Origin of the sequence: Pantoea sp. QMID4 (assembly GCF_030270445.1) — a bacterium.
Lineage (GTDB): Bacteria > Pseudomonadota > Gammaproteobacteria > Enterobacterales > Enterobacteriaceae > Pantoea > Pantoea vagans.
Genome location: NZ_BSXL01000011.1, coordinates 93,120 through 114,937, shown reverse-complemented (window position 1 = coordinate 114,937; position 21,818 = coordinate 93,120). Strand labels below are relative to the sequence as shown.

General features: G+C 55.5%; 16 protein-coding genes and 1 riboswitch. Of the genes, 5 read left to right on the top strand and 11 right to left on the bottom strand.

The window, feature by feature from the left end:
• Positions 1-357: 357 nt before the first annotated feature.
• Together murI and btuB are read right to left on the bottom strand one after the other, a co-directional pair.
• On the bottom strand, positions 358-1,209 hold the full coding sequence (gene murI, locus QSK07_RS21305) for a glutamate racemase (protein WP_285722949.1): 852 nt from the start codon (positions 1,207-1,209) through the stop codon (positions 358-360).
• Complete coding sequence (btuB, locus tag QSK07_RS21300) at positions 1,154-3,034, bottom strand: TonB-dependent vitamin B12 receptor BtuB (RefSeq protein WP_285722947.1); 1,881 nt, start codon at positions 3,032-3,034, stop codon at positions 1,154-1,156. Before btuB ends, murI begins: the two co-directional genes overlap by 56 nt.
• Before the next feature lie 70 nt (positions 3,035-3,104).
• Positions 3,105-3,287, bottom strand: a riboswitch (cobalamin riboswitch).
• A gap of 110 nt (positions 3,288-3,397) precedes the next feature.
• On the opposite strand from btuB, the gene trmA reads away from it, so the two are divergent.
• The gene (gene trmA / locus QSK07_RS21295) at positions 3,398-4,501 is read left to right on the top strand and encodes a tRNA (uridine(54)-C5)-methyltransferase TrmA (protein ID WP_285722945.1); all 1,104 of its coding nucleotides are present in this window, start codon (positions 3,398-3,400) and stop codon (positions 4,499-4,501) included.
• A 376-nt stretch (positions 4,502-4,877) separates the two neighbouring features.
• On the opposite strand, the gene QSK07_RS21290 is transcribed toward trmA, so the two are convergent.
• A complete protein-coding gene (locus tag QSK07_RS21290) occupies positions 4,878-5,231 on the bottom strand; it encodes a YijD family membrane protein (RefSeq protein ID WP_098052053.1) in 354 nt (117 codons plus the stop codon).
• A 14-nt stretch (positions 5,232-5,245) separates the two neighbouring features.
• Positions 5,246-5,893 carry an HTH-type transcriptional repressor FabR gene (fabR, locus tag QSK07_RS21285; RefSeq protein WP_013359449.1) on the bottom strand — a complete coding sequence of 216 codons (648 nt, stop codon included), beginning with the start codon at positions 5,891-5,893 and terminating at the stop codon, positions 5,246-5,248.
• A gap of 192 nt (positions 5,894-6,085) precedes the next feature.
• Here fabR and sthA point away from each other — a divergent pair, with 192 nt between their 5' ends.
• Positions 6,086-7,486, top strand: a complete 1,401-nt coding sequence (gene sthA / locus QSK07_RS21280) for a Si-specific NAD(P)(+) transhydrogenase (protein ID WP_285722942.1) — start codon at positions 6,086-6,088, stop codon at positions 7,484-7,486.
• Here sthA and oxyR read toward each other — a convergent pair.
• Positions 7,469-8,386 carry a DNA-binding transcriptional regulator OxyR gene (gene oxyR, locus QSK07_RS21275; protein WP_098052051.1) on the bottom strand — a complete coding sequence of 306 codons (918 nt, stop codon included), beginning with the start codon at positions 8,384-8,386 and terminating at the stop codon, positions 7,469-7,471. The two genes, sthA and oxyR, sit on opposite strands and share 18 nt — an antisense overlap.
• 124 nt (positions 8,387-8,510) lie before the next feature.
• On the opposite strand from oxyR, the gene QSK07_RS21270 reads away from it, so the two are divergent.
• Complete coding sequence (locus tag QSK07_RS21270; RefSeq protein WP_285722939.1) at positions 8,511-9,245, top strand: glutathione peroxidase; 735 nt, start codon at positions 8,511-8,513, stop codon at positions 9,243-9,245.
• 117 nt (positions 9,246-9,362) lie between these two features.
• On the opposite strand, the gene argH is transcribed toward QSK07_RS21270, so the two are convergent.
• The 4 genes from argH to argC form a co-directional block, all read right to left on the bottom strand.
• Complete coding sequence (argH, locus tag QSK07_RS21265) at positions 9,363-10,736, bottom strand: argininosuccinate lyase (RefSeq protein ID WP_098052049.1); 1,374 nt, start codon at positions 10,734-10,736, stop codon at positions 9,363-9,365.
• A gap of 90 nt (positions 10,737-10,826) precedes the next feature.
• Positions 10,827-12,044 carry an argininosuccinate synthase gene (locus QSK07_RS21260; protein ID WP_098052048.1) on the bottom strand — a complete coding sequence of 406 codons (1,218 nt, stop codon included), beginning with the start codon at positions 12,042-12,044 and terminating at the stop codon, positions 10,827-10,829.
• A 24-nt stretch (positions 12,045-12,068) separates the two neighbouring features.
• A complete protein-coding gene (gene argB / locus QSK07_RS21255; protein WP_285722936.1) occupies positions 12,069-12,845 on the bottom strand; it encodes an acetylglutamate kinase in 777 nt (258 codons plus the stop codon).
• Positions 12,846-12,859: 14 nt separating this feature from the next.
• Entirely contained in the window at positions 12,860-13,864 is a 1,005-nt protein-coding gene (gene argC, locus QSK07_RS21250) for an N-acetyl-gamma-glutamyl-phosphate reductase (protein WP_098052046.1), read from the bottom strand.
• Between the two features lie 167 nt (positions 13,865-14,031).
• Here argC and argE point away from each other — a divergent pair, with 167 nt between their 5' ends.
• Positions 14,032-15,180 (top strand): acetylornithine deacetylase, encoded by a 1,149-nt coding sequence (gene argE, locus QSK07_RS21245; protein ID WP_285722934.1) that lies wholly within the window; start codon positions 14,032-14,034, stop codon positions 15,178-15,180.
• Positions 15,181-15,532: 352 nt separating this feature from the next.
• Positions 15,533-18,184, top strand: coding sequence for a phosphoenolpyruvate carboxylase (gene ppc, locus QSK07_RS21240; RefSeq protein ID WP_285722932.1), 2,652 nt, complete (start codon positions 15,533-15,535; stop codon positions 18,182-18,184).
• A 95-nt stretch (positions 18,185-18,279) separates the two neighbouring features.
• Here the strand turns inward: ppc and metF are convergent, their stop codons facing one another.
• The gene (metF, locus tag QSK07_RS21235) at positions 18,280-19,179 is read right to left on the bottom strand and encodes a methylenetetrahydrofolate reductase (RefSeq protein WP_285722930.1); all 900 of its coding nucleotides are present in this window, start codon (positions 19,177-19,179) and stop codon (positions 18,280-18,282) included.
• 202 nt (positions 19,180-19,381) lie between these two features.
• Entirely contained in the window at positions 19,382-21,817 is a 2,436-nt protein-coding gene (locus tag QSK07_RS21230; protein WP_285722928.1) for a bifunctional aspartate kinase/homoserine dehydrogenase II, read from the bottom strand.
• Position 21,818 lies beyond the last annotated feature (1 nt).

Here is a 21,818-nt window from a genome sequence, read left to right as displayed (position 1 = left end):
TGTAAAACGTCATAATGAATTTCATTATGTGTTCACTCGTGAGGCTTTGATATTTTTTACGTCCGGAGACGCTGATATCAATCCTGCGAGTGCCCACACAGATTGTCTGATAAATTGTTAAAGAGCATGCCGCGATTTACTGCGGCGCGGGCTGCGTATATTACGCTTTCCGCATTGTCAGTCAAGCATTTATTTTCGCTTAACTTACTGGTTCGTATGATTTCGAACCTACTCAACCCGGCGCTTCGTAAGCCGTTGTGCCGTGTCAGTGGAGGCGCATTATAGGGAGTTCTCGGAGGCTGACAAGTGCTAATTTCAAATAAAATTCCGAGTGCTGATTTTTTCAGCTAAAAGCCGCTAAAGCGCAAGTTTTTCGAGCAACGGGAAGCCATAACGCTGCAAAACGGGTGATAATTGACCCGCTTCGCCATCCAGCGCCGTACAGAATGCGACATTCTGCTGCGAGGAGTGCACTTCTGGCGCTTCATGCTCCAGCAGCCAGACGGTACGTCGGGCGATTGCCGCACCGGAATCAATCAGACGCGTTCCTCCAGGCAACACCTGCTGCAGCTCTTCGCGCAGTAAAGGAAAATGCGTACAGCCTAAGACGACCGTATCCGGTGGCTCAGCCATCCTCAGCCACGGCTGGACAATGCGGCGCACCTCGTCCAGTGCAACCTCCTCACCGTGGAGCTTCGCTTCTGCCAGCTCCACCAGCTCGGCCGATCCCAGCATCTCAATGTTGCAGGAGCCGGCAAACTGCGACACCAGCTCATGGGTATAAGGACGGCGCACCGTAGCCCGCGTTGCCAGTAATCCCACCACGCCATTGCGCGTCAGGCGCGCGGCCGGTTTAATTGCCGGCACCACCCCCACCACAGGAAACGCAAAGCGTTCACGTAAAGCGGGTAATGACACCGTGCTGGCCGTATTACAGGCGATGATGACCAGTGAGAGAGGATAGCGCTGCGTAATAGCTTCAACGATAGCGACCACCCGCTCCACGATGAAGGTTTCGCTTTTCTCACCGTATGGGAAGCCCGCGTTATCGAAGGCATAGAGATAATGCAGGTCCGGCAACAGCTGACGGACCTCGTCATAGACAGAAAGCCCACCAACGCCGGAATCAAACACCAGCACGGTAGGGCGCAAATCAGAAGTTGTAGCTGCCGCTGAGGTAATACTCTCGTCCTGGAGTCTGATAGCCATACACTGTCTCGTAATCTTTATCGAACAGGTTGGCAATTCTACCACGAACCGTGAGTTGTGAAGTGACCGGATATGAGACGCCGAGATCCCACAGACTCACTCCCCCTAACTTCACACGACGGCTGGGCGTGCTGTTGAAGTCGGTATCATAACGGTGGCCCAGATAATGGTAGGTGACGGACCAGTCAAACTCATACAGCGTCCAGTCGAGCTGATACTTCACCTGCTGCTTAGCCCGGCGGATAAGTGGCTGATCGGTGCTGCCATCCCGCGCATCAACATAATCATAAGAAAGCTGATGCGTCAGCGGCCCGGTATCAAATCCGGCGGTGGCTTCAACGCCTTTAATACGCGCCTGCTCAATGTTGTAGTAGCGGAAGGTCTGTGGATCGCCTTCAATCAGGTTATCAATGTCATTACGATAGCCCGACACACGCCAGTTCACCGGCCCGCTCAGGCCTTCAAAACCGCCTTCCCACTGCTTACTTTTTTCCGGATCCAGGTCGCGATTACCATAAAACGGACTGTAAACCTGCGACAGGTTTGGCGCTTTAAAAGCTGTACCATAAGAGGCGAACACGCGGTAGCCAGAGATAAACTCCCATGACGCCGCCGTCTGCCAGGTGTTATGCCAGCCGAACTGATTATTGTCGTCACCGCGTACCGCGCCTTCAAGGGTGACGCTGCCAAACTGCTGCTGGCCGGTCAGGTAAAGGCCGGTGTTACGCTGCTCATAGCCCTCTGACAGATAGTTCGTGCCCGGCTCGGTCGTCTCTTTCTGCCAGTCAACACCGGCGCTGACGGCGCCCTGCCCCACCTGCACGGTGTTGCCCCACTGCAGGTTGTACTGGGTGACATCATCAAAGGTAGATGCAGCGCCATAACGGCCATTGCGCGGATCGTAGTTAATGTCTTTGGTATGGCCGTAACTGGCGATGAGCTGGGTAGAGTAGACGTCACGATTGAAGCGTAAACCGGTGTCCCAGGTCTGGCTGTAGAGCTGACGGGTATCCGCCAGACCGATAATATTAGTGAAGCTGTCATCATAAGTGTATGACCCGTCGTAGGCGGTACGGTTATCAAACCCATATCCGCGCACAAAACCACTGAGCTCATCGCTGAACTGATGCTCAAGGTTGCCATACAGGGTTTTGCTCATGAAGCCGTCGCGATCGTGCTGCGCCGGACCATAGTCATTGGGATAGCCCGCCACCACGTCATACCCTTTGGTATAGGTGTAGTTGCCAGCCAGGGTCAGCTTTGTCGCATCACTCAGTTTCTGCTGGGTGGAGCCATCGTATGTCTGATAACCATTTGACCCCATGCCCGCCGTCAGCGTGGTGCCCGGTTGCGATCGACCCGTAATGATATTCACCACGCCGCCAATCGCATCAGAACCGTAAACCGCAGACCGCGCGCCGCGAATGTATTCGATGCGCTGCACCAGCGACAGGGGAATCTGGCTGAGGTCAGACGAACCGCTGATGCCTGCCTGATTAAGCCGGATACCATCAATCAGGATCAGCACATGTCGGGACTCGGTTCCCCGGATAAACAGTGAACTCTGCTGCCCCAGTCCGCCATTCTGCGCGACATCGACACCCGGCAGACGTCGCATCACATCCGTCAGGCTTTTGGCCTGCCAGCGATCAATCTCATCACGCGTGACGACGGTGGTCGGTGCCAGCACACCTGAAACGGATTCAGCAAAACGGTTAGCAGTGACGATTTGCGTATCATCACTTCCCTGCGCAAAACCGTTTTGCGCCCAGAGAGAAATCGCCGTTGCGCTCAGCGCGAACAGCGATGCGGTTTTTTTTGTCATTTTTAATCGCATCCATAAGACGAAGCAGGATGCCGCGGGCCGACAATCAATAGAACGCGATGATTGAACGAGTAGCGACGTTACACCGGCAGGTCTTCGGGCTGGGAACCATAAGTGATGATGACTTCCCATCCCAGAGGACAGTGTCTGCACTTGCACACATCACGACATTCCTTACCGCTGCGCGTCAGCTCCAGATTCACACTGGATTCCCTGGTAACTCGGTCTTGAGGCCGGCATCTGCAGTCTACGGAGTAGAGATACGGAAGTCCAGACTGCTAAATATCTTCTCGCTGCAGGACTGGACATCAGCAAGTGAATGCCTACAATCGCCCGCTGGTAAGCTATTAATCAGGATCGATCATGACACCCGAACATCTCCCCATTGAAGAGTATGACGCACAGCTGGCGGAAAAAGTCAGTCGTTTAGAGACGATGATGACGCCGTTTGCTGCGCCCGACGTGGAGGTGTTCCGTTCGCCGGTCAGCCACTATCGGATGCGCGCTGAATTTCGCCTGTGGCACGACGGCGATGATATCTATCACATCATCTTTGATCAGCAGACACGCGAGCGGATCCGTGTTGATCAGTTCCCGGCGGCCAGCCAGTTGATCAACCAGCTGATGCCAAAGATGATCGCCGCGATCCGTGATAACCGCACCCTGCGCCATAAACTGTTTCAGATCGACTATCTGTCGACCATGAGCAATCAGATTGTGATTTCACTGCTCTATCACCGCAAGCTTGATGATGAATGGCAGCAGGCAGCTGCGGCGCTGCGTGACCAGCTGCGCGCTGAAGGGCTGGATGTGCAGCTGATTGGCCGTGCGACAAAGACCAAAATCTGTCTGGATCGCGACTATGTAGACGAATGTCTGCCCGTGGCGGGTCGTGAGATTATCTATCGTCAGGTCGAGAACAGTTTTACCCAGCCCAACGCGGCGATGAATATTCAGATGCTGGAGTGGGCGCTGGATGTGACGCAGGATTCACAGGGCGACCTGCTGGAGCTTTATTGCGGCAATGGTAACTTCTCGCTGGCGCTGGCGCGTAATTTCCGCCGCGTGCTGGCGACAGAAATCGCCAAACCTTCTGTTGCGTCGGCGCAATACAACATTGCCATGAACCAGATTGATAACGTGCAGATCATTCGCATGGCAGCGGAAGAGTTTACGCAGGCGATGAATGGCGTACGCAGCTTTAATCGTCTGGAAGGGATTGACCTGACCAGCTACGAATGCGAGACGATTTTTGTCGATCCGCCGCGCAGCGGACTGGATGAAGAGACGGTGAAAATGGTGCAGGCGTATCCGCGCATCCTTTATATCTCCTGCAACCCGCAGACGCTGAGCGACAACCTGCAGACGCTGTCAGAAACGCATGAGGTAACACGGCTGGCGCTGTTTGATCAATTCCCCTATACCCACCATATGGAATGCGGCGTTCTGCTGACGCGTAAAGCGTAAACAAAAATGGGAACCCTGATGTTCCCGTTTTGAAATTGTTAAGACCGTACTGGCCTGGGGTGAAGTCAGCCGCAACAAATATGGTCAGGGCGCAGGAAACATGAGCAGAAGAGGAAAGCGTCCCGCGCCTGGGACAAAAACGCCGGGAGCGTTTTTGAACAACGCAAAGCGTTGGCCCATTTACGGGCGCACCTCAGGGATGAGGTGCGTAATCGCGCGGGCCGAGCGTGTCATGGATGGCGGGTTTTGCGTCTTTCCGATCTGACCATGTTTCATGTGCCGGCTCGGTCTTACAGCTAATCAGGACAGACGTGGTCAACAATATAAAAAACGGGAACCCTGAGGTCCCCGTTTTCATATATTCCTGATGATATCCCTACTGATTACGCTTGCGCTTGAATCGCGTCGCAATCCAGAACACCAGCGCCACCATCAGAACGGTAGGAACAAAGTTGGAGCCAATGTCCGGGTATTCCGCCCGCACCAGCGCGCTATACACCAGAATCCCCAGCAGGAAAAACGCCGCCGCCAGACCGGGCATGCCGTCCGGCATGTTGGTGTTGAGATAACGCTGATGCAGACACCAGGCCGCCAGACCCAGCGCAATCAGCGGAAAAATCGAAAAGGGAACAAAAGCGCTGAACAGCACAGAAAACGAGCCGTTAATCGCTAAGCCGGTAATAAAAGCCAGTACCAGAGTACTTTTATCACGGATACCTGGGTGGGTCATGGACGGATCCTTACTCATTGCTCTTCGGGTTTTTCCAGGGTAACCGCCAGTCGTTCCTGCTCACGGCGATACCAGTAATAAGCGCCTTTGGCGATCATACGCAGCTGCAGTACCAGCCGATCCTCAAGCTTACGTCGCTGCTCAGCATCAACATCCAGTGCTTCTGCACCGGCGCTAAAAACAATCGTTACCATTGCTTCCGCCTGCGCTTCGGTAAAACTACGCGGCATGCGATTTTCGACCTCAAGATAATCGGCCAGTTCAGCGATGAAGTGCTGAATTTCACGCGCCACAGCGGCACGAAAAGCGGCAGAGGTACCGGAACGTTCACGCAATAACAGGCGGAAAGCGTTGGGGTTGTTGCCGATGAACTCCATAAAGGTCGCCACCGACGTTTTAATGATGCTGCCACCTTTGGCGATACGCTGGCGCGCCTGACGCATCAGCTGTCGCAGCATCAGTCCGCTTTCATCCACCATCGTCAGACCAAGCTCATCAACATCCTTAAAATGACGATAAAAAGAGGTGGGTGCTATTCCCGCTTCACGGGCAACTTCCCGCAAACTCAGACTGGTAAAACTGCGTTCGGCGCTGAGCTGACTGAAAGCTGCCTCAATCAGTGTACGTCGTGTACGTTCTTTTTGTTGCGCTCTGACGCCCATGCTCTCTGCCTTTAGCGGTATTGAGTGGGCACTATAACAAAATTTTCAGCGTACAGATTGGCAATCTTTGTCACCGCCTGTGAACCTCACTCTTTGTCAAAATGTGATGAAAATCGCTGATAGAATTCAGAAGTGCGCGACGAGATGTTAGAATCTCGTTGTAAAAATGTATAAATAATAGGACGTATCGGTATGCAAAAGTCTTACGATTACGATGCCATTGTGATTGGCTCAGGGCCCGGCGGTGAAGGGGCGGCGATGGGGCTGGTAAAACAGGGAGCGCGCATCGCCGTGATCGAACGCTACCACAACATCGGCGGCGGTTGTACGCACTGGGGCACCATCCCTTCTAAAGCCCTTCGCCACGCCGTCAGTCGCATTATTGAATTCAACCAGAACCCGCTCTACAGCGATCATACCCGACTGCTTCGCTCCTCTTTCGCCGACATTCTCAATCACACTGAAAATGTGATCAGCCAGCAGACTGCCATGCGTCAGGGCTTCTACGAGCGTAACCGCTGTGAACTTCATCAGGGTGATGCGCATTTTGTTGATGCCAATACCATTGAGATTGAGCAACCCGATGGCACGCGTGAGACGCTGACGGCAGAGAAGTTTGTTATCGCCTGCGGTTCACGACCTTATCATCCTGACGATGTCGACTTTACCCATCCCCGCGTTTATGACTCTGACTCTATCCTCAACCTGCACCACGAACCGGGCCACGTCATTATTTATGGTGCGGGTGTGATTGGCTGTGAATATGCGTCCATTTTCCGTGGTCTGAACGTCAAAGTTGACCTGATTAACACCCGCGATCGTCTGCTGGCATTCCTTGATCAGGAGATGTCTGACTCCCTTTCTTATCACTTCTGGAACAGCGGCGTAGTCATTCGTCACAACGAAGAGTTTGAGAAGATCGAAGGCGTAGAAGATGGCGTGATCATGCATCTGAAGTCCGGCAAGAAAGTGAAAGCAGACTGCCTGCTTTACGCCAACGGCCGTACCGGTAACACCGATTCACTGTCGCTGGAAAACGTCGGTCTGGAAGCGGATGGTCGTGGCCTGCTGAAAGTGAACAGCATGTATCAGACGGCTCAGCCGCACATCTATGCCGTGGGTGACGTGATTGGCTATCCAAGCCTGGCCTCTGCTGCTTACGATCAGGGCCGTATTGCCGCGCAGGCGATTATCAAAGGAGAAGCGTCCGCGCACCTGATTGAAGATATCCCGACCGGCATCTACACCATTCCGGAAATCAGTTCCGTGGGTAAAACCGAGCAGCAGCTGACGGCGATGAAGGTGCCTTACGAAGTGGGTCGCGCGCAGTTCAAACATCTGGCGCGCGCGCAGATCGTCGGCATGAACGTTGGCAGCCTCAAGATTCTGTTTCATCGCGAAACGAAAGAGATTCTGGGGATCCACTGTTTTGGTGAGCGTGCCGCCGAGATTATTCACATCGGTCAGGCGATCATGGAGCAGAAAAATGGTGGCAACACGATTGAGTACTTCGTGAATACCACCTTTAACTATCCGACCATGGCTGAGGCCTATCGCGTTGCCGCGTTAAACGGCTTAAACCGCCTGTTTTAACGCAGCATCGAAATAGTGCACCATGTGGGTTTTAATCGCCTCTGCCAGCTGTTCATAACGGCTACGCAGAGGTGACCCCGGACGATAGACCAGCGCAATCGTACGCTGTGGCACCGGTTTGTAGCAGGGAAGATAGCAGACGCCATCGCGGACGCGTTCCGGCGGGACTGCCAGCGCCGGTAACAGCGTAATGCCGCTGCCAGCCGCCACCATATTGCGCAGCGTCTCAAGACTGGTCGCGCGGAAGTGGGTATCTTCATCCGCACCCGCCTCAAAGCAGAAACCCATTGCCTGGTCACGCAGACAGTGCCCGTCTTCCAGCATCAGCAACTTCTCGCCAGCCAGATCGGACATCGGTACGCGATCGCGATCGCACCACGGATGATCGGCATAAACTGCCAGCTTCATCGGCTCATCAAACAGCGGCACTTCGATAAAGGCCTGACTCTCTTTGACCAGCGCGATAATCGCACAGTCCAGCTTGCCGCTGTCGAGCTGAGACAGTAGCTGCTGCGTCTGCGCTTCGTGCAGGTACATCTCCAGTTTCGGGAATGTCTGGTGCAGCGTCGGGATGATCTGTGGCAATAAGTAAGGCGCGGTGGTCGGGATGAGGCCGATATGCAGCGGACCTGACATTGCTTCCCCTTGCTGACTGGCCATCTCTTTCAGCACTTTCACTTCACGCAGCACCGTTCGCGCCTGGTCCACCAGCAGCAGACCTGCCTGTGTGAACAGCACTTTACGGCTGGTGCGCTCCAGCAGCATCACACCCAGCTCATCTTCCAGCTTACGGATCTGCCCGCTTAATGTTGGCTGACTGACATGACACGCATCCGCGGCACGGCGGAAATGACGGTGTTCAGCAAGCGAAACCAGATATTCAAGATCACGAATATTCATTATTACCCTCCAAACCACGATAGCCCGTGGCGATAGATAGAATAGCAATGAACGATTGGCCCTATCAAGGGTGGTCAGGAATAATGCGCGCATCAAATGGAACACGGCAGGTCAGGAGCAAAAAATGTTTGCAAGTCAGGAAGGTAAAGCGATTCCGTCAGTCACTTTTCACACGCGTCAGGGCGATCGCTGGGTCGATGTCACTACAGAAGCGCTGTTTAAAGACAAAACGGTAATTGTTTTTTCACTGCCGGGTGCATTTACACCGACCTGCTCCTCCAGCCATCTGCCGCGTTACAACGAATTAGCGGGTCTGTTTGCCCAACAGGGTGTGGACAGCATTCTGTGTGTCTCGGTGAATGACACCTTTGTGATGAACGCCTGGCAAGCTGAGCAGCGCGCAGACAACATTACTTTTATTCCTGATGGCAACGGCGAGTTCACCCGTGGCATGGATATGCTGGTTGAGAAGGCCGATCTCGGTTTTGGTCCGCGGTCATGGCGCTACTCGATGCTGGTGCGTAACGGCGTGGTCGAGAAAATGTTCGTTGAGCCGAACAAGCCGGGCGACCCGTTTGAGGTCTCCGATGCCGACACCATGCTGCGCTATCTGGCGCCGGAGTGTAAAGCACAGGAGTCGGTCTCCATCTTTACTAAACCTGGCTGCACCTTCTGCACTCAGGCAAAACAGATGCTGATGGAGCAGGGTATTCAGTATGAAGAGATTGTGCTGGGACAGGATGCGACAACCGTGAGTCTGCGTGCCGTATCAGGCCGGGCGACGGTACCGCAGATCTTCATGGGCGGTCGTCATATTGGCGGTAGTGAGGAGCTGCAACACTACCTGATGTCAGCGTAAAGAATCTGAGCGCCGGCCGGGAGAGCAGGCGCTTTGATGATGTGCCTATAAAAAAGTAGTAATTCTGAAGCTAGAGGTTGGCGGGCTTTTACTGTGCCCGCTTTTTTTACCTGCTATTTACGCCAGACGTTGCTTTGCGTCACCAATGGCACGCGCAACCTGCTGCGGTGAAACACCACCCTGTGCATTACGCTTATCCAGACAGGATTGCAGCGCCAGGATCGGATAAACATCCTCGCCAATCACCGTACTGAACTGCTGCAACTGCGCCAGCGACAGCGCTTCCAGCGCCACGCCCTGCCCGATGGCAGCCACCACCACTTCCCCGACGATATGATGTGCTTCACGGAACGGCACGCCTTTAGCAACCAGATAGTCAGCCAGTTCGGTGGAGTTTGCGTACCCCTGTTCAGCGGCTTCCTGGCAGCGCGGACGTTTAACCTGCAGGCCATCCAGCACCAGTACAGACATAAGCAGACAGTCGAGCCAGGTGTCGAGCGCGTCAAATAGCCCCTCTTTGTCTTCCTGCATATCTTTGTTGTAGGCCAGCGGCAGACCTTTCAGCGTCATCATCATGCCGGTCAGTGCGCCCTGCACCCGACCACACTTGCCGCGAATCAGCTCCAGCGCATCCGGGTTTTTCTTCTGCGGCATCAGCGAGGAGCCAGAGGTCACTTTATCTGACAGCTCAATAAAGCCCGCTTCACCGGTATTGAAGAAGATCATATCTTCCGCAAAGCGCGACAGATGCACCATGCCAATGGCCGCATCAGAGAGCAGCTCCAGCACGTGATCGCGGTCTGATACGGTATCCAGACTGTTACGTGTGGCAGAAGCAAAGCCCAGCCAGCCAGCCAGCTGCTGACGATCGATCTCGTAGGCGGTACCAGCCAGAGCACCACAGCCCAGCGGGCTGACATCAAGCCGCTTCAGGGTATCCTGCAGACGGCTCTCGTCACGCGCCAGCATTTCAACGTAGGCCAGACACCAGTGCGCAAACGTTACCGGCTGCGCGCGTTGCAGGTGGGTGTAGCCCGGCATTACCGCATCCTGATTCGCTTCCGCCGTCACCACCAGCGCCTGCTGCAGTTCACGTGTGGCACCCAGCAGCGCCTCAATCTGCACCTTGCACCACAGTTTCAGATCGGTCGCAACCTGATCGTTACGGCTACGGCCGGTGTGCAGTTTTTTGCCCAGAGCACCGACTTTGTCGATCAGCTTGCCTTCAACCCAGCTGTGGATATCTTCGGCATCGCTCTGCAGGATCTGCTCAGGATTCTCACGCACGTCATCCAGTAACGCATTCAGCGCTGCTTCCAGCTGCTGCTGCTCATCCTGAGTCAGAACGTTGACCGTCACCAGCGCTTTGGACCAGGCAACAGAGCCAATAATGTCCTGCTCTGCCAGGCGGTAATCGAAGCGCAGCGAGTCATTGAACTGTTTAAAACGGTGATCCGCTGCCTGAGTAAACCGTCCACCCCAAAGTGCCATGTGAAAACTCCTCTGAATTGTTAAACAAGAGGCGGCATAAATGCCGCCTCTGAATTAAAACGGTGAGGCGAGGTGCACCCCGCCTGAAAATTACTTCTTCTGCTCGTTCAGGGCGCGGATACGCGAAGAGAGCGAGAACAGACGGATAAAGCCGCCCGCATGACGATGATCGTAGACCTCATCTTCACCGAAGGTGGCGAACTCTTCTGAGTAGAGGCTGTTCGCGGAACGCTTCTGGGTGGCTGTCGCCTGGCCTTTATAAAGCTGCAGCACCACTTCACCGTTAACGTCTTCCGCCAGCGATTCGGCAGCAGCCTGAATCGACTTACGCAATGGAGCGAACCAGCGGCCGTCATAAACCACGTAGGACATCTCGTGGCCCAGCTGCTCACGCCATTTGAAGCTATCGCGATCCAGCACCAGCTGCTCAACCGCACGCAGTGCATTAACCATGATGGTGCCGCCCGGGGTTTCGTAGCAGCCACGGGATTTAATGCCTACCAGACGGTTTTCAACGATATCGATACGACCAACGCCATGCTTTGCGCCCAGCACGTTGAGTTTTTCCAGACACTGGAACGGACTCAGTTTTTCACCGTTAACCGCCACAACCCGACCTTTCTCAACGGTCACGATCACCTCTTCAGGCTGGTCAGGGGCTTCCAGCGGATCCACAGTCCAGACCCAGCAATCTTTATTCGGTGCATTGGCCGGGCTTTCCAGCACGCCGCCTTCGGTGGAGATGTGCCAGGCATTTTCGTCACGGCTGTAGATTTTTTCCAGCGACGCAGTGGTCGGGATGTTGCGCTCTTTCAGGTAGTCCAGCAGCGCTTCACGTGAACGCAGGTTCCATTCACGCCACGGTGCCACCACTTTCAGCTGCGGTGCCAGCGCGGTATAGGTGGTTTCGAAACGCACCTGGTCATTACCTTTACCGGTTGCGCCGTGACACAGCGCATCTGCGCCTACTTTCAGCGCCAGCTCAACCTGGGCTTTAGCGATGATAGGACGCGCCATTGAGGTGCCCAGCAGATAGGTGCCTTCATACAGCGCACCGGTCTGCAGTACCGGATAAACGTAGTCGCTGATGAACTCTTCACGCAGGTCAACCACGTGACATTCAGATGCGCCAGACTGCAGCGCTTTCTTCTCCACACCTTCCAGATCGCCGCGCTCCTGACCGATGTCTGCCACGAAAGCGACCACTTCACAGCCGCCGTAGTTCTCTTTCAGCCATGGAATGATGGCTGACGTATCAAGACCACCGGAGTAAGCCAGAACGATTTTTTTGATGTTTTGCGTTTGCATTTCGTAATCCTTGAATCAGAGTCGTTAAGCGAGAATCCGGGTGCCAATCGACACGCCGTTAAACAGGTCAGGCAGCCGCTCAGCGTGACGCCAGCTGGCAATATCCACCGGGCGGCCCAGCGTACGTGCCGCATCCAGCGCAGCGTGTACTTTCACAATCATGCCGTCGGTAATAATGCCCTGGGTAATCAGCTGCTCGGCTTTATCGGCGGTCATCTCTTCGATGCGCTGACCTTTGCCGTCGAGAATACCACTGACGTCTGACAACAGAACCAGATCAGCGCCCAGCGTCGAGGCCAGTGCGGTCGCTGCCTGATCCGCATTGACATTCATCAGGTCGCCGCTGTCAGTAATACCAATCGAGCTTACTACTGGCATGTAACCGGCCGCCAGCAGTGTGTTCAGCAGCGCCGGATCGCCCGGCGTTGCGTGGCCAACATGGCCGAGTTCTTCATCAAACGGGGCGACATTGACGATGCCTGCATCGCCCAGACAGAGACCCACTGCGTTGATACCCGATTTTTTTGCCCAGGCCAGCAGCGTTTTATTCGCGGTTCCCGCCAGCGCACCGGTAATGATGTCAATTTGATCGGCCGGGGTGACGCGCAGGCCATTTTTCTTCATCACCGGCAGCGCCAGCTTTTTCATCAGCTCATCCACCAGGCAGCCGCCGCCGTGGACGATGATCAGCGGACGCTGATGAGCGCTACGATAGTTAAGCAGTGCTTCAAACAAGCGCGCCAGCGCTTCTTCGCTGTCTAACAGCACACCGCCCAGCTTAATAATCAAAGAATTGGTCATGGTTTAGTTATCCGTTAAATCAGTGACTGCGTTTCAGGGAAGCCGAACCGGATGTTCAGGCACTGTACTGCCTGCGATGCCGCCCCTTTCAGCAGATTATCTTCGGCTGCTACAACAATCAGATGCTCGTCCTGCACTTCAAAACCGATATCGCAGTAAGGCAGGCCGACAACGGCTTTTAGCGCCGGTACGCCCTTATCGTAGAGGCGCACCAGCGGCTTGTCGTCATAGGCACGATGGAAGACGGCAGCGATATCTTCGCGGCTGACACCCGCTTTCAGACGGCAGGTGATGGTCGCCAGGATACCGCGCGGGAAGCTCCCCAGGTGCGGTGTGAAGATCACTGGCGTACCGAGGTGCGCGACAATTTCCGGGTGGTGACGATGATTAAACAGCCCGTAAGGCTGCAGGCTCACTTCGCAGAAGCTGGTGCCGACACTGGCTTTACGTCCGGCACCGCTCACGCCGCTGGTGGCATTAATAACCGGCCACTGCGCATCGTTCAACAGTCCTGCATCCACAAGAGGTTTCAGTGCCAGCTGAGCAGCGGTCGGGTAGCAACCGGGTACTGCCACCAGCTGCGCCTGCTGAATTTTCTCATGCTGATATTCCGCCAGGCCGTAAACGGCTTTATCGAGCCAGTCGCCATGCTGATGCGTGAAACCGTAGAAACGGGTGTAAAAATCAGCGTCGTTAACGCGGAACGCACCCGACAGGTCGAATACCACACAGCCAGCCCTGAGAAATTCCGGGGCCAGATCGTGGCTGACTTCATGCGCCGTCGCCAGGAACACGACATCCACTTTGTCTGCCCACTCCGCCGCGCTGCTCAGCGGCTGCAGCGGTAAATCCACCACGCCTTTCAGCTGCGGATGAAGATCGGACAGGCGCTTGCCGGCATCAGGGCTTTGCGCCGAAACCGCCAAAGCGGTTATGTTGATATGTGGATGGCGATTCAGGAAGGTGGCAAGCTCAACACCAGCATAACCACTGGCACCAACGATCAGCGTATTCAACATCAGGCTGTAACCCTTTTTACAGTCGCACGTTCCGGGTCGCGGCCTTGCCCCGTTACCCACCCTGTCATCTGCAGTGATTTAAGGTTCCCTTGCAGAAGACGTTAATGTATTTTTATTCACTATTAATGCATGAATATGGATACATCCTAACCCAAGGACCGCCAACAGTGAAGACAAAATTACCGCCTTTTATTGAACTGTACAGCCAGTTAATCGCCACACCGTCGATCAGCGCAACCGATGCCGCTCTGGATCAGAGTAATGAAACTTTAATCAATTTGCTGGCTGGCTGGTTCCGCGACCTTGGCTTCAGCGTTGACGTGCAGCCGGTGCCCGGCACCCGCCATAAATTTAACATGCTGGCGCGAACCGGCAGCGGAGCGGGCGGCCTGCTATTAGCTGGTCACACGGATACCGTTCCCTTTGACGATGGCCGCTGGACGCGCGATCCCTTTACCCTGACCGAGCACGACAACAAGCTCTATGGTCTGGGCACGGCAGACATGAAAGGCTTCTTCGCCTTTATTCTCGATACACTGCGCGATGTGGATGTCAGTACGCTGAGTAAGCCGCTCTATATCCTCGCCACGGCCGATGAAGAGACCACCATGGCGGGTGCGAAATATTTCTCGGAATCAACACAACTGCGTCCCGACTGCGCCATCATCGGTGAACCGACCTCGCTGAAACCGGTGCGCGCGCATAAAGGCCATCTGTCGAATGTAATTCGTATTGAAGGGAAATCAGGCCATTCCAGCGATCCGGCGCGTGGCGTCAACGCCATTGAACTGATGCATGAGTCGATCACCCATCTGATGCAACTGCGCAACACGCTGCAGGAGCGTTATCACCATGACGGCTTTGCCATCCCCTATCCGACCATGAATTTCGGTCATATTCATGGCGGCGACGCTGCTAACCGTATCTGCGCCTGCTGTGAACTGCATATGGATATCCGACCGCTGCCGGGCCTGTCGCTGAACGATCTGGATGGGTTACTGAATGAGGCGCTGGCACCGGTGAGTGCCCGCTGGCCGGGCCGTGTTACGGTGGCTGAGCTGCATCCGCCGATTCCGGGCTATGAGTGTCCGGCTAATCATGTACTGGTGAGCGTGGTAGAGAAACTGCTGGGTACGCCAACTGAGGTGGTGAACTACTGCACCGAAGCGCCGTTTATTCAGCAGCTCTGCCCGACGCTGGTTTTGGGTCCGGGTTCGATTAATCAGGCACACCAGCCAGATGAATTTATCGATACGGCATTTATTAAGCCGACGCGGGCACTTATCAGTCAGGTTGTGCAGCATTTTTGTCACTGATTGACAGTAAATGGGGCATTTCACTGTATTAACAGCAAAATGCCCCCTCATTCTGCGGGATTTAACAATAAGAATAACTTATCCCGCTTCTTTCCCGATAAATTCTGTGAATTTCCGTTAGTTAGCGCCATCTTCAGCACACTTTAACGCATTTGACGAACGCAACATTACGTGGCTAGATAAAAGACGATGTTATGCCCACCGGGTGATTATCCAGAACGTTTCAGAATGCGGACAGGCGGCAACGAAGCCGGTTCCCTGTAGATTATCGGGAACACGATGTTGCTGATTTTTTGCTGCCTGAAAGGTCGGGTGTAGAAGTTTTTAAAGACGATAAGGGTGTCAGGGTCCAATGAACGAACAATATTCCGCAATGCGAAGTAATGTCAGTATGCTCGGCAAACTGCTCGGGGATACGATTAAGGATGCACTGGGAGAGAACATCCTCGACCAGGTGGAAACCATCCGTAAGCTCTCCAAGTCATCCCGTGCAGGCAATGATACGCATCGTAAAGAGCTGCTCAATACGCTGCAGAACCTCTCCAACGAGGAGCTTCTGCCGGTAGCACGCGCATTCAGCCAGTTTCTGAACCTCACTAACGTAGCGGAGCAGTATCAGACCATCTCGCAGAGCGGCGAAGGTGAACACCATCCTGAACTGCTGAAAAAGACCTTTGATACCCTGAAGCAGCAGAAAGATATCAGCGAAACCGACATTCTGGCGGCCATTGAGTCGCTGTCGCTGGAGCTGGTGCTGACTGCGCACCCGACCGAAATCACCCGTCGTACGCTGATTCACAAGCTGGTGGAAGTGAACAGCTGTCTGAAACAGCTCGACCACAGCGATGTCTCCGACTACGAGCGTAACCAGATTATGCGCCGTCTGCGTCAGCTGGTGGCACAGGCGTGGCACACCGATGAGATCCGCAAATATCGTCCCACCCCCGTCGACGAAGCCAAATGGGGCTTTGCTGTCGTGGAAAACAGCCTGTGGGAAGGCGTTCCGGCCTTCCTGCGTGAGCTGAATGAGCAGGTCGAAGAGGCCTTTGGTATCAAGCTGCCGGTCGATTTCGTGCCGGTTCAGTTTACCTCATGGATGGGTGGCGACCGCGACGGTAATCCGAACGTCACGGCATCGATCACCCGCCATGTGATGCAGCTAAGCCGCTGGAAAGCCACAGACCTGTTCCTGCGTGATATAGGCGTATTGATTTCCGAGCTGTCGATGTCTGAGTGCAGCGAAGAGATCCGCGAACTCAGCGGCGATCCGGAAGCGCTGGAACCTTATCGCGTAATCCTGAAACGCCTGCGCAGCCAGTTAATGTCTACCCAGTCATTCCTGGAATGCCGCCTGAAAGGTGATCGTCTGCCGCGTCCGGCCGATCTGCTGGTCTCCAACGAGCAGCTGTGGGACCCGCTGTTTGCCATCTATCAATCACTGCAACAGTGCGGCATGGGCATTATCGCCAACGGTCAGCTGCTCGATACGCTGCGCCGCGTGAAATGCTTCGGCGTGCCGCTGGTGCGTATCGATCTGCGTCAGGAGAGCACCCGCCATACAGAAGCGATTGCTGAAGTCACTCGTTACCTGGGCCTCGGCGATTATGAAAGCTGGTCCGAAGCGGACAAACAGGCCTTCCTGATCCGTGAACTGAACGCCAGGCGCCCATTGCTGCCACGCAGCTGGGAACCCAGCGATGAGACGCGTGAAGTGCTGGAGACCTGTCGCGTTGCGGCTGAAGCGCCACAAGGCTCTATCGCCGCTTATGTTATTTCGATGGCAAAAACCCCTTCCGACGTGCTGGCTGTGCATCTGCTGCTGAAAGAAGCAGGCATCGGTTATGCGATGCCGGTTGCACCGCTGTTTGAAACGCTTGATGACCTGAACAACGCAAACGACGTGATGAGCCAGTTACTGAGCATCGACTGGTATCGCGGCTTTATTCAGGGTAAACAGATGGTGATGATTGGCTATTCTGACTCGGCGAAAGATGCCGGTGTGATGGCCGCCAGCTGGGCGCAGTATCAGGCACAGGATGCGCTGATTAAAACCTGCGAAAAAGCCGGGATTTCCCTGACGCTGTTCCACGGACGCGGCGGCAGCATTGGCCGAGGCGGCGCGCCCGCGCATGCCGCACTGCTGTCACAACCGCCAGGCAGCCTGCGCGGCGGTCTGCGTGTGACCGAACAGGGCGAGATGATCCGCTTTAAATATGGCTTACCAGCCGTGACGATCGCCAGCCTGTCGCTCTACACCGGCGCGATTCTGGAAGCGAACCTGATGCCACCGCCGGAGCCAAAACGTGAATGGCGCGACATCATGGACCAGCTCTCGGCTGACTCCTGCGCAATGTATCGCGGGTATGTGCGTGAAAATGCGGACTTCGTCCCCTACTTCCGTTCGGCGACGCCGGAGCAGGAGCTGGGCAAATTACCGCTCGGCTCACGTCCGGCCAAGCGGCGCCCTACCGGTGGCGTAGAGTCACTGCGTGCGATTCCGTGGATTTTTGCCTGGACGCAGAACCGTCTGATGCTGCCTGCCTGGCTCGGTGCCGGTGCTGCCCTGCAGCAGGCGATGGCGGCCGGTCATCAGGATCAGCTTGAAGCGATGTGCCGCGACTGGCCCTTCTTCTCTACCCGCCTGGGCATGCTGGAGATGGTGTTCTCGAAAGCGGACCTGTGGCTGGCGGAATATTACGATCAGCGTCTGGTCGACAAATCACTCTGGCCGTTAGGCAAACAGCTGCGCGACCAGCTTGATGCCGATATTAAAGCGGTTCTGACCATTGCCAACGACTCGCATCTGATGGCTGACCAGCCCTGGATTGCCGAGTCGATTGCACTGCGTAACGTCTATACCGATCCGCTCAACGTACTCCAGGCAGAACTGCTGCATCGTTCCCGTGCGCAGGAAGCGCGGGGTGAAGAACCGGATGCTCGCGTTGAGCAGGCTCTGATGGTGACGATTGCGGGTGTCGCAGCAGGCATGCGCAATACCGGTTAATCCTGGTCAGGCGCGGATTACACTCCGCGCCGCCAGAGAGCAGCAATAAAAAAGTCGGGAAATTCCCGACTTTTTTACTGGCTCAGGCAAAGTGGTTAAGCCGCCGCCGCAACCGGACGAACCCCTAACGTGTGGCAGATGGCGTAACTCATTTCGGCACGGTTCAGCGTGTAAAAATGGAAATCTTTCACCCCTTCGCGTGACAGGATTTTCACCATATCCATCGCGATATTTGCTCCCACCATTTTGCGCGTTTCCGGATCGTCATCCAGACCGGCAAACATCGCGCTCATCCAGCCGGGCACGCGCACATTGGTCAGCGTGGCAAAGCGTTGCAGCTGCTTAAAGTTTGAGACCGGCAGGATGCCCGGCACGATTTCCACATCAATGCCGGTCGAGACACAACGGTCGCGGAAACGCAGATAGCTTTCAACGTCGAAGAAAAACTGGGTAATGGCCCGGTTTGCGCCTGCATCAATTTTTCGTTTGAGATTAATCAGGTCGGCCTGAGCGCTTTTCGCTTCGGGATGGACTTCCGGATAGGCGGCGACGGAGATATCAAAATCGCCGACCTCTTTCAGCAGCGAAACCAGATCGCTGCCATACATCTCTGGCTTGCCGCTGCCAGGTGGCAGATCGCCTCGCAGCGCCACAATATGGCGGATGCCGTTGTTCCAGTAATCCTGAGCGATGGTGCGCAGTTCATCACGCGTCGCATCAACACAGGTCAGATGGGGTGCTGCTTCCAGGCCGGTGCGATCTTTAATGCCTTTGATAATGCTGTGGGTACGATCGCGTTCACCTGAGTTCGCGCCGTAAGTTACAGAAACGAATTTCGGTTTCAGACTGCTCAGGCGGTCAATTGAGGACCACAGAGTCTCTTCCATTTCGCTGGTGCGCGGCGGAAAGAACTCAAACGACACATTAATCTGCCCGTTCAGTTCAGCCAGGCTCTGGTTTAGCGCTTCGCGCTGATTGGCATGAAAGAAACTCATCCTGCACCCTCACTGATTAATAATCGCCCCGTAAACACCTACACGTTTAGACGTCCAGATGTTTAAAGTGGCGCAATCTCAGTGTGCCGTCAACGTAAAAATAGTCATCCGCCGTGATCAATTTTCAATCAACATGAAGGGATTTCAACAGGGAGGAGGCAACACGTTGAAAACAGGCGCCGAAGCGCCTGATGGGGGAGGATTACAGCAGCTGTGCGAGGCGATTAATATCGGACTGAATAGCGCCGGCGGTGACATCCCGGCCTGCGCCCGGCCCGCGGATCACCAGCGGATTATCGCGATACCAGCGGCTCTCAATGGCAAAGACGTTGTCGCACGGCAGCAGCGCGGCGAGAGGATGCTCTGGTCGCACCGCTTCAACACCTACGCGCGCCTTGCCGTTAGCATCAAAACGGGCAACGTAGCGCAGCACCAGGTCCATCTCCCGCGCGGCTTCCAGCCGCTGCAGCATCTGCTCGTTCAGCTCTTCGCCATTTTCAAAGAAGTGGTCAATCGATCCCTGAAGACAGTTGTTCGGCACCAGCGATTCAACCCGCACCTGATCCGGCTCGATGTTGTAGCCCGCCTCACGCGCCAGGATCACCAGCTTGCGCATCACATCCTGACCCGAGAGATCGGCGCGCGGGTCAGGCTCGGTTAAACCCTGCTGCCATGCCTGATCCACCAGCTCGGTAAACGGCACCGTGCCATCAAACTGCAGGAACAGCCAGGACAGCGTACCGGAGAAGATCCCGCTAATCGCCAGAATGGTATCGCCGCTGTCGCGCAGATCGCGCACCGTATAGTTAATCGGCAGGCCAGCACCAACAGTGGCGTTATAGAGCCAGTGACGCCCGGTTTTGGTAAAGGCATCGCGAATCTGCCGCCAGGTCTGACTGTCAGACGCACCCGCAACCTTGTTGGCGCTAATCACATGAAAACCGTGGCTGGCAAAATCAAGATATTGCTGCGCCAGCGGTGTACTGGCCGTGACATCCAGCACCACCAAATCATCGAACGGGTGAGCACGCATCCACAGAAACAGCGACTCTTCATCGCGCTCCACCGCTTCATCATCAAAGAAGGCGAGCGCACGACTGGCATCCAGCCCGTCATAGCTTAGCAGGCTGCGGCGGCTGTCCGCGACGCCCGCCAGCACAAATTCAAAGCCGGTGCGCGCTGACAGCGTTTCCTGATCGCGGGCAAACAGCTCAAGCCAGCGTGAACCGATATTGCCTTTGCCAAACAGCATCAGACCGATGCGCTTTTCTGCGCGGAACAGCGACTGATGCAGTCCCTGAATCAGATGCTGGGTCGGCCCGACGCGCAGCACCGCCACCACGCTGATGTGCTCTTCTGACTGCCAGATGAATTCAACAGGCTGATCTTTTAACTGCTGCCAGAAGCGATGGGTATGCAGTGGATTACGGGTAACGCCTGCGCCAACCAGGGCCACCAGCGCCAGGCCATCGCGCAGCTGCAGGTGGCCCGGTAAACCGGCGTCCTGTAGCAGTGTGAAGGCGCTGTTAACCACTTCAGAGGTATAGCAGAGCTGCAGCAGCTGACGGTCAGGATGGACGCCAAATGCCAGCGGGCGCAGCTGCGCCCGCTTCAGCAGCAGGTCGATCTCTTTGTGCAGGATGGCGAAGTCATGCTGCTCTGGCAGCTGAATCTCAATCAGGCAAACATCATCGTGGCTGGTTACGATGCGCGCCCCGGTCCCGGAGGCCAGCACACGCTCGATGCGGGTTGAGCCCTGCTCTGGCTGATAGCTGCAGCGCAGTTGCAGGTCGATATCGCTGCCAGAAACCGGCTGGAGCGTGCGGGTGTGCAGCACCGGAGCAGCCAGACGCGCCAGCTCACTGGCTTCATCCAGCCTTAACAGCGGCAGCAGACAGGCATCAGAGACTTTGCGGGGATCGGCGCTGTAAACGCCCGCGACATCGCTCCAGATGGTCACGCGTCCGACACCCGCCAGCGCGCCAATCTGCGTGGCAGAATAGTCGGAGCCGTTGCGGCCAAGCAGGACGGTTTCACCGGCATCGTTGCGGCTGATAAAGCCGGTCACCACGATGCGCTTTTGCGGATGCTGCGCCAGCAAAGTCTGCAGCAGGGGCCAGGATTTCCCCTCATCAACCTGCGGCTGAGCAGCGCGTTCAGCACGCAGAAATTCACGCGCATCCAGCCAGCAGGCCTGCAGGTCACGCTGGCTCAGTACCGCTGACATCAGGCGTGCCGACCATATTTCACCGTGCCCGACCACTTCGGCATAGACCGCATCGGTGATCGGCGCATCCAGCAGAACGGCCAGCTTTTCCAGATCGCGAATAAATGCAGTGATTAAGGGTTCGGCGATCTCAGCAGGCAGCAGCGCACCGATTAGTTCGCTTTGGTAGCGCCGTAAAGCCTGTTGCACCTGATGCGCAGAGAGCCGATCGTTCTGGCTCAGCTTCAGCCAGCTAATCAGCTGGTTGGTGGTTGAGCCTGCCGCGGAGACCACCATCAAATCGCCCGGCTGGCTGTAGTCCGCCATAATGCTGGCAACGCGCTGATAGCAACGCGCATCGGCCAGGCTGCTGCCGCCAAACTTATGCAACTGCCTGATATTCGGCGTTCCCGCGCCTGCTGAAATCGTCATG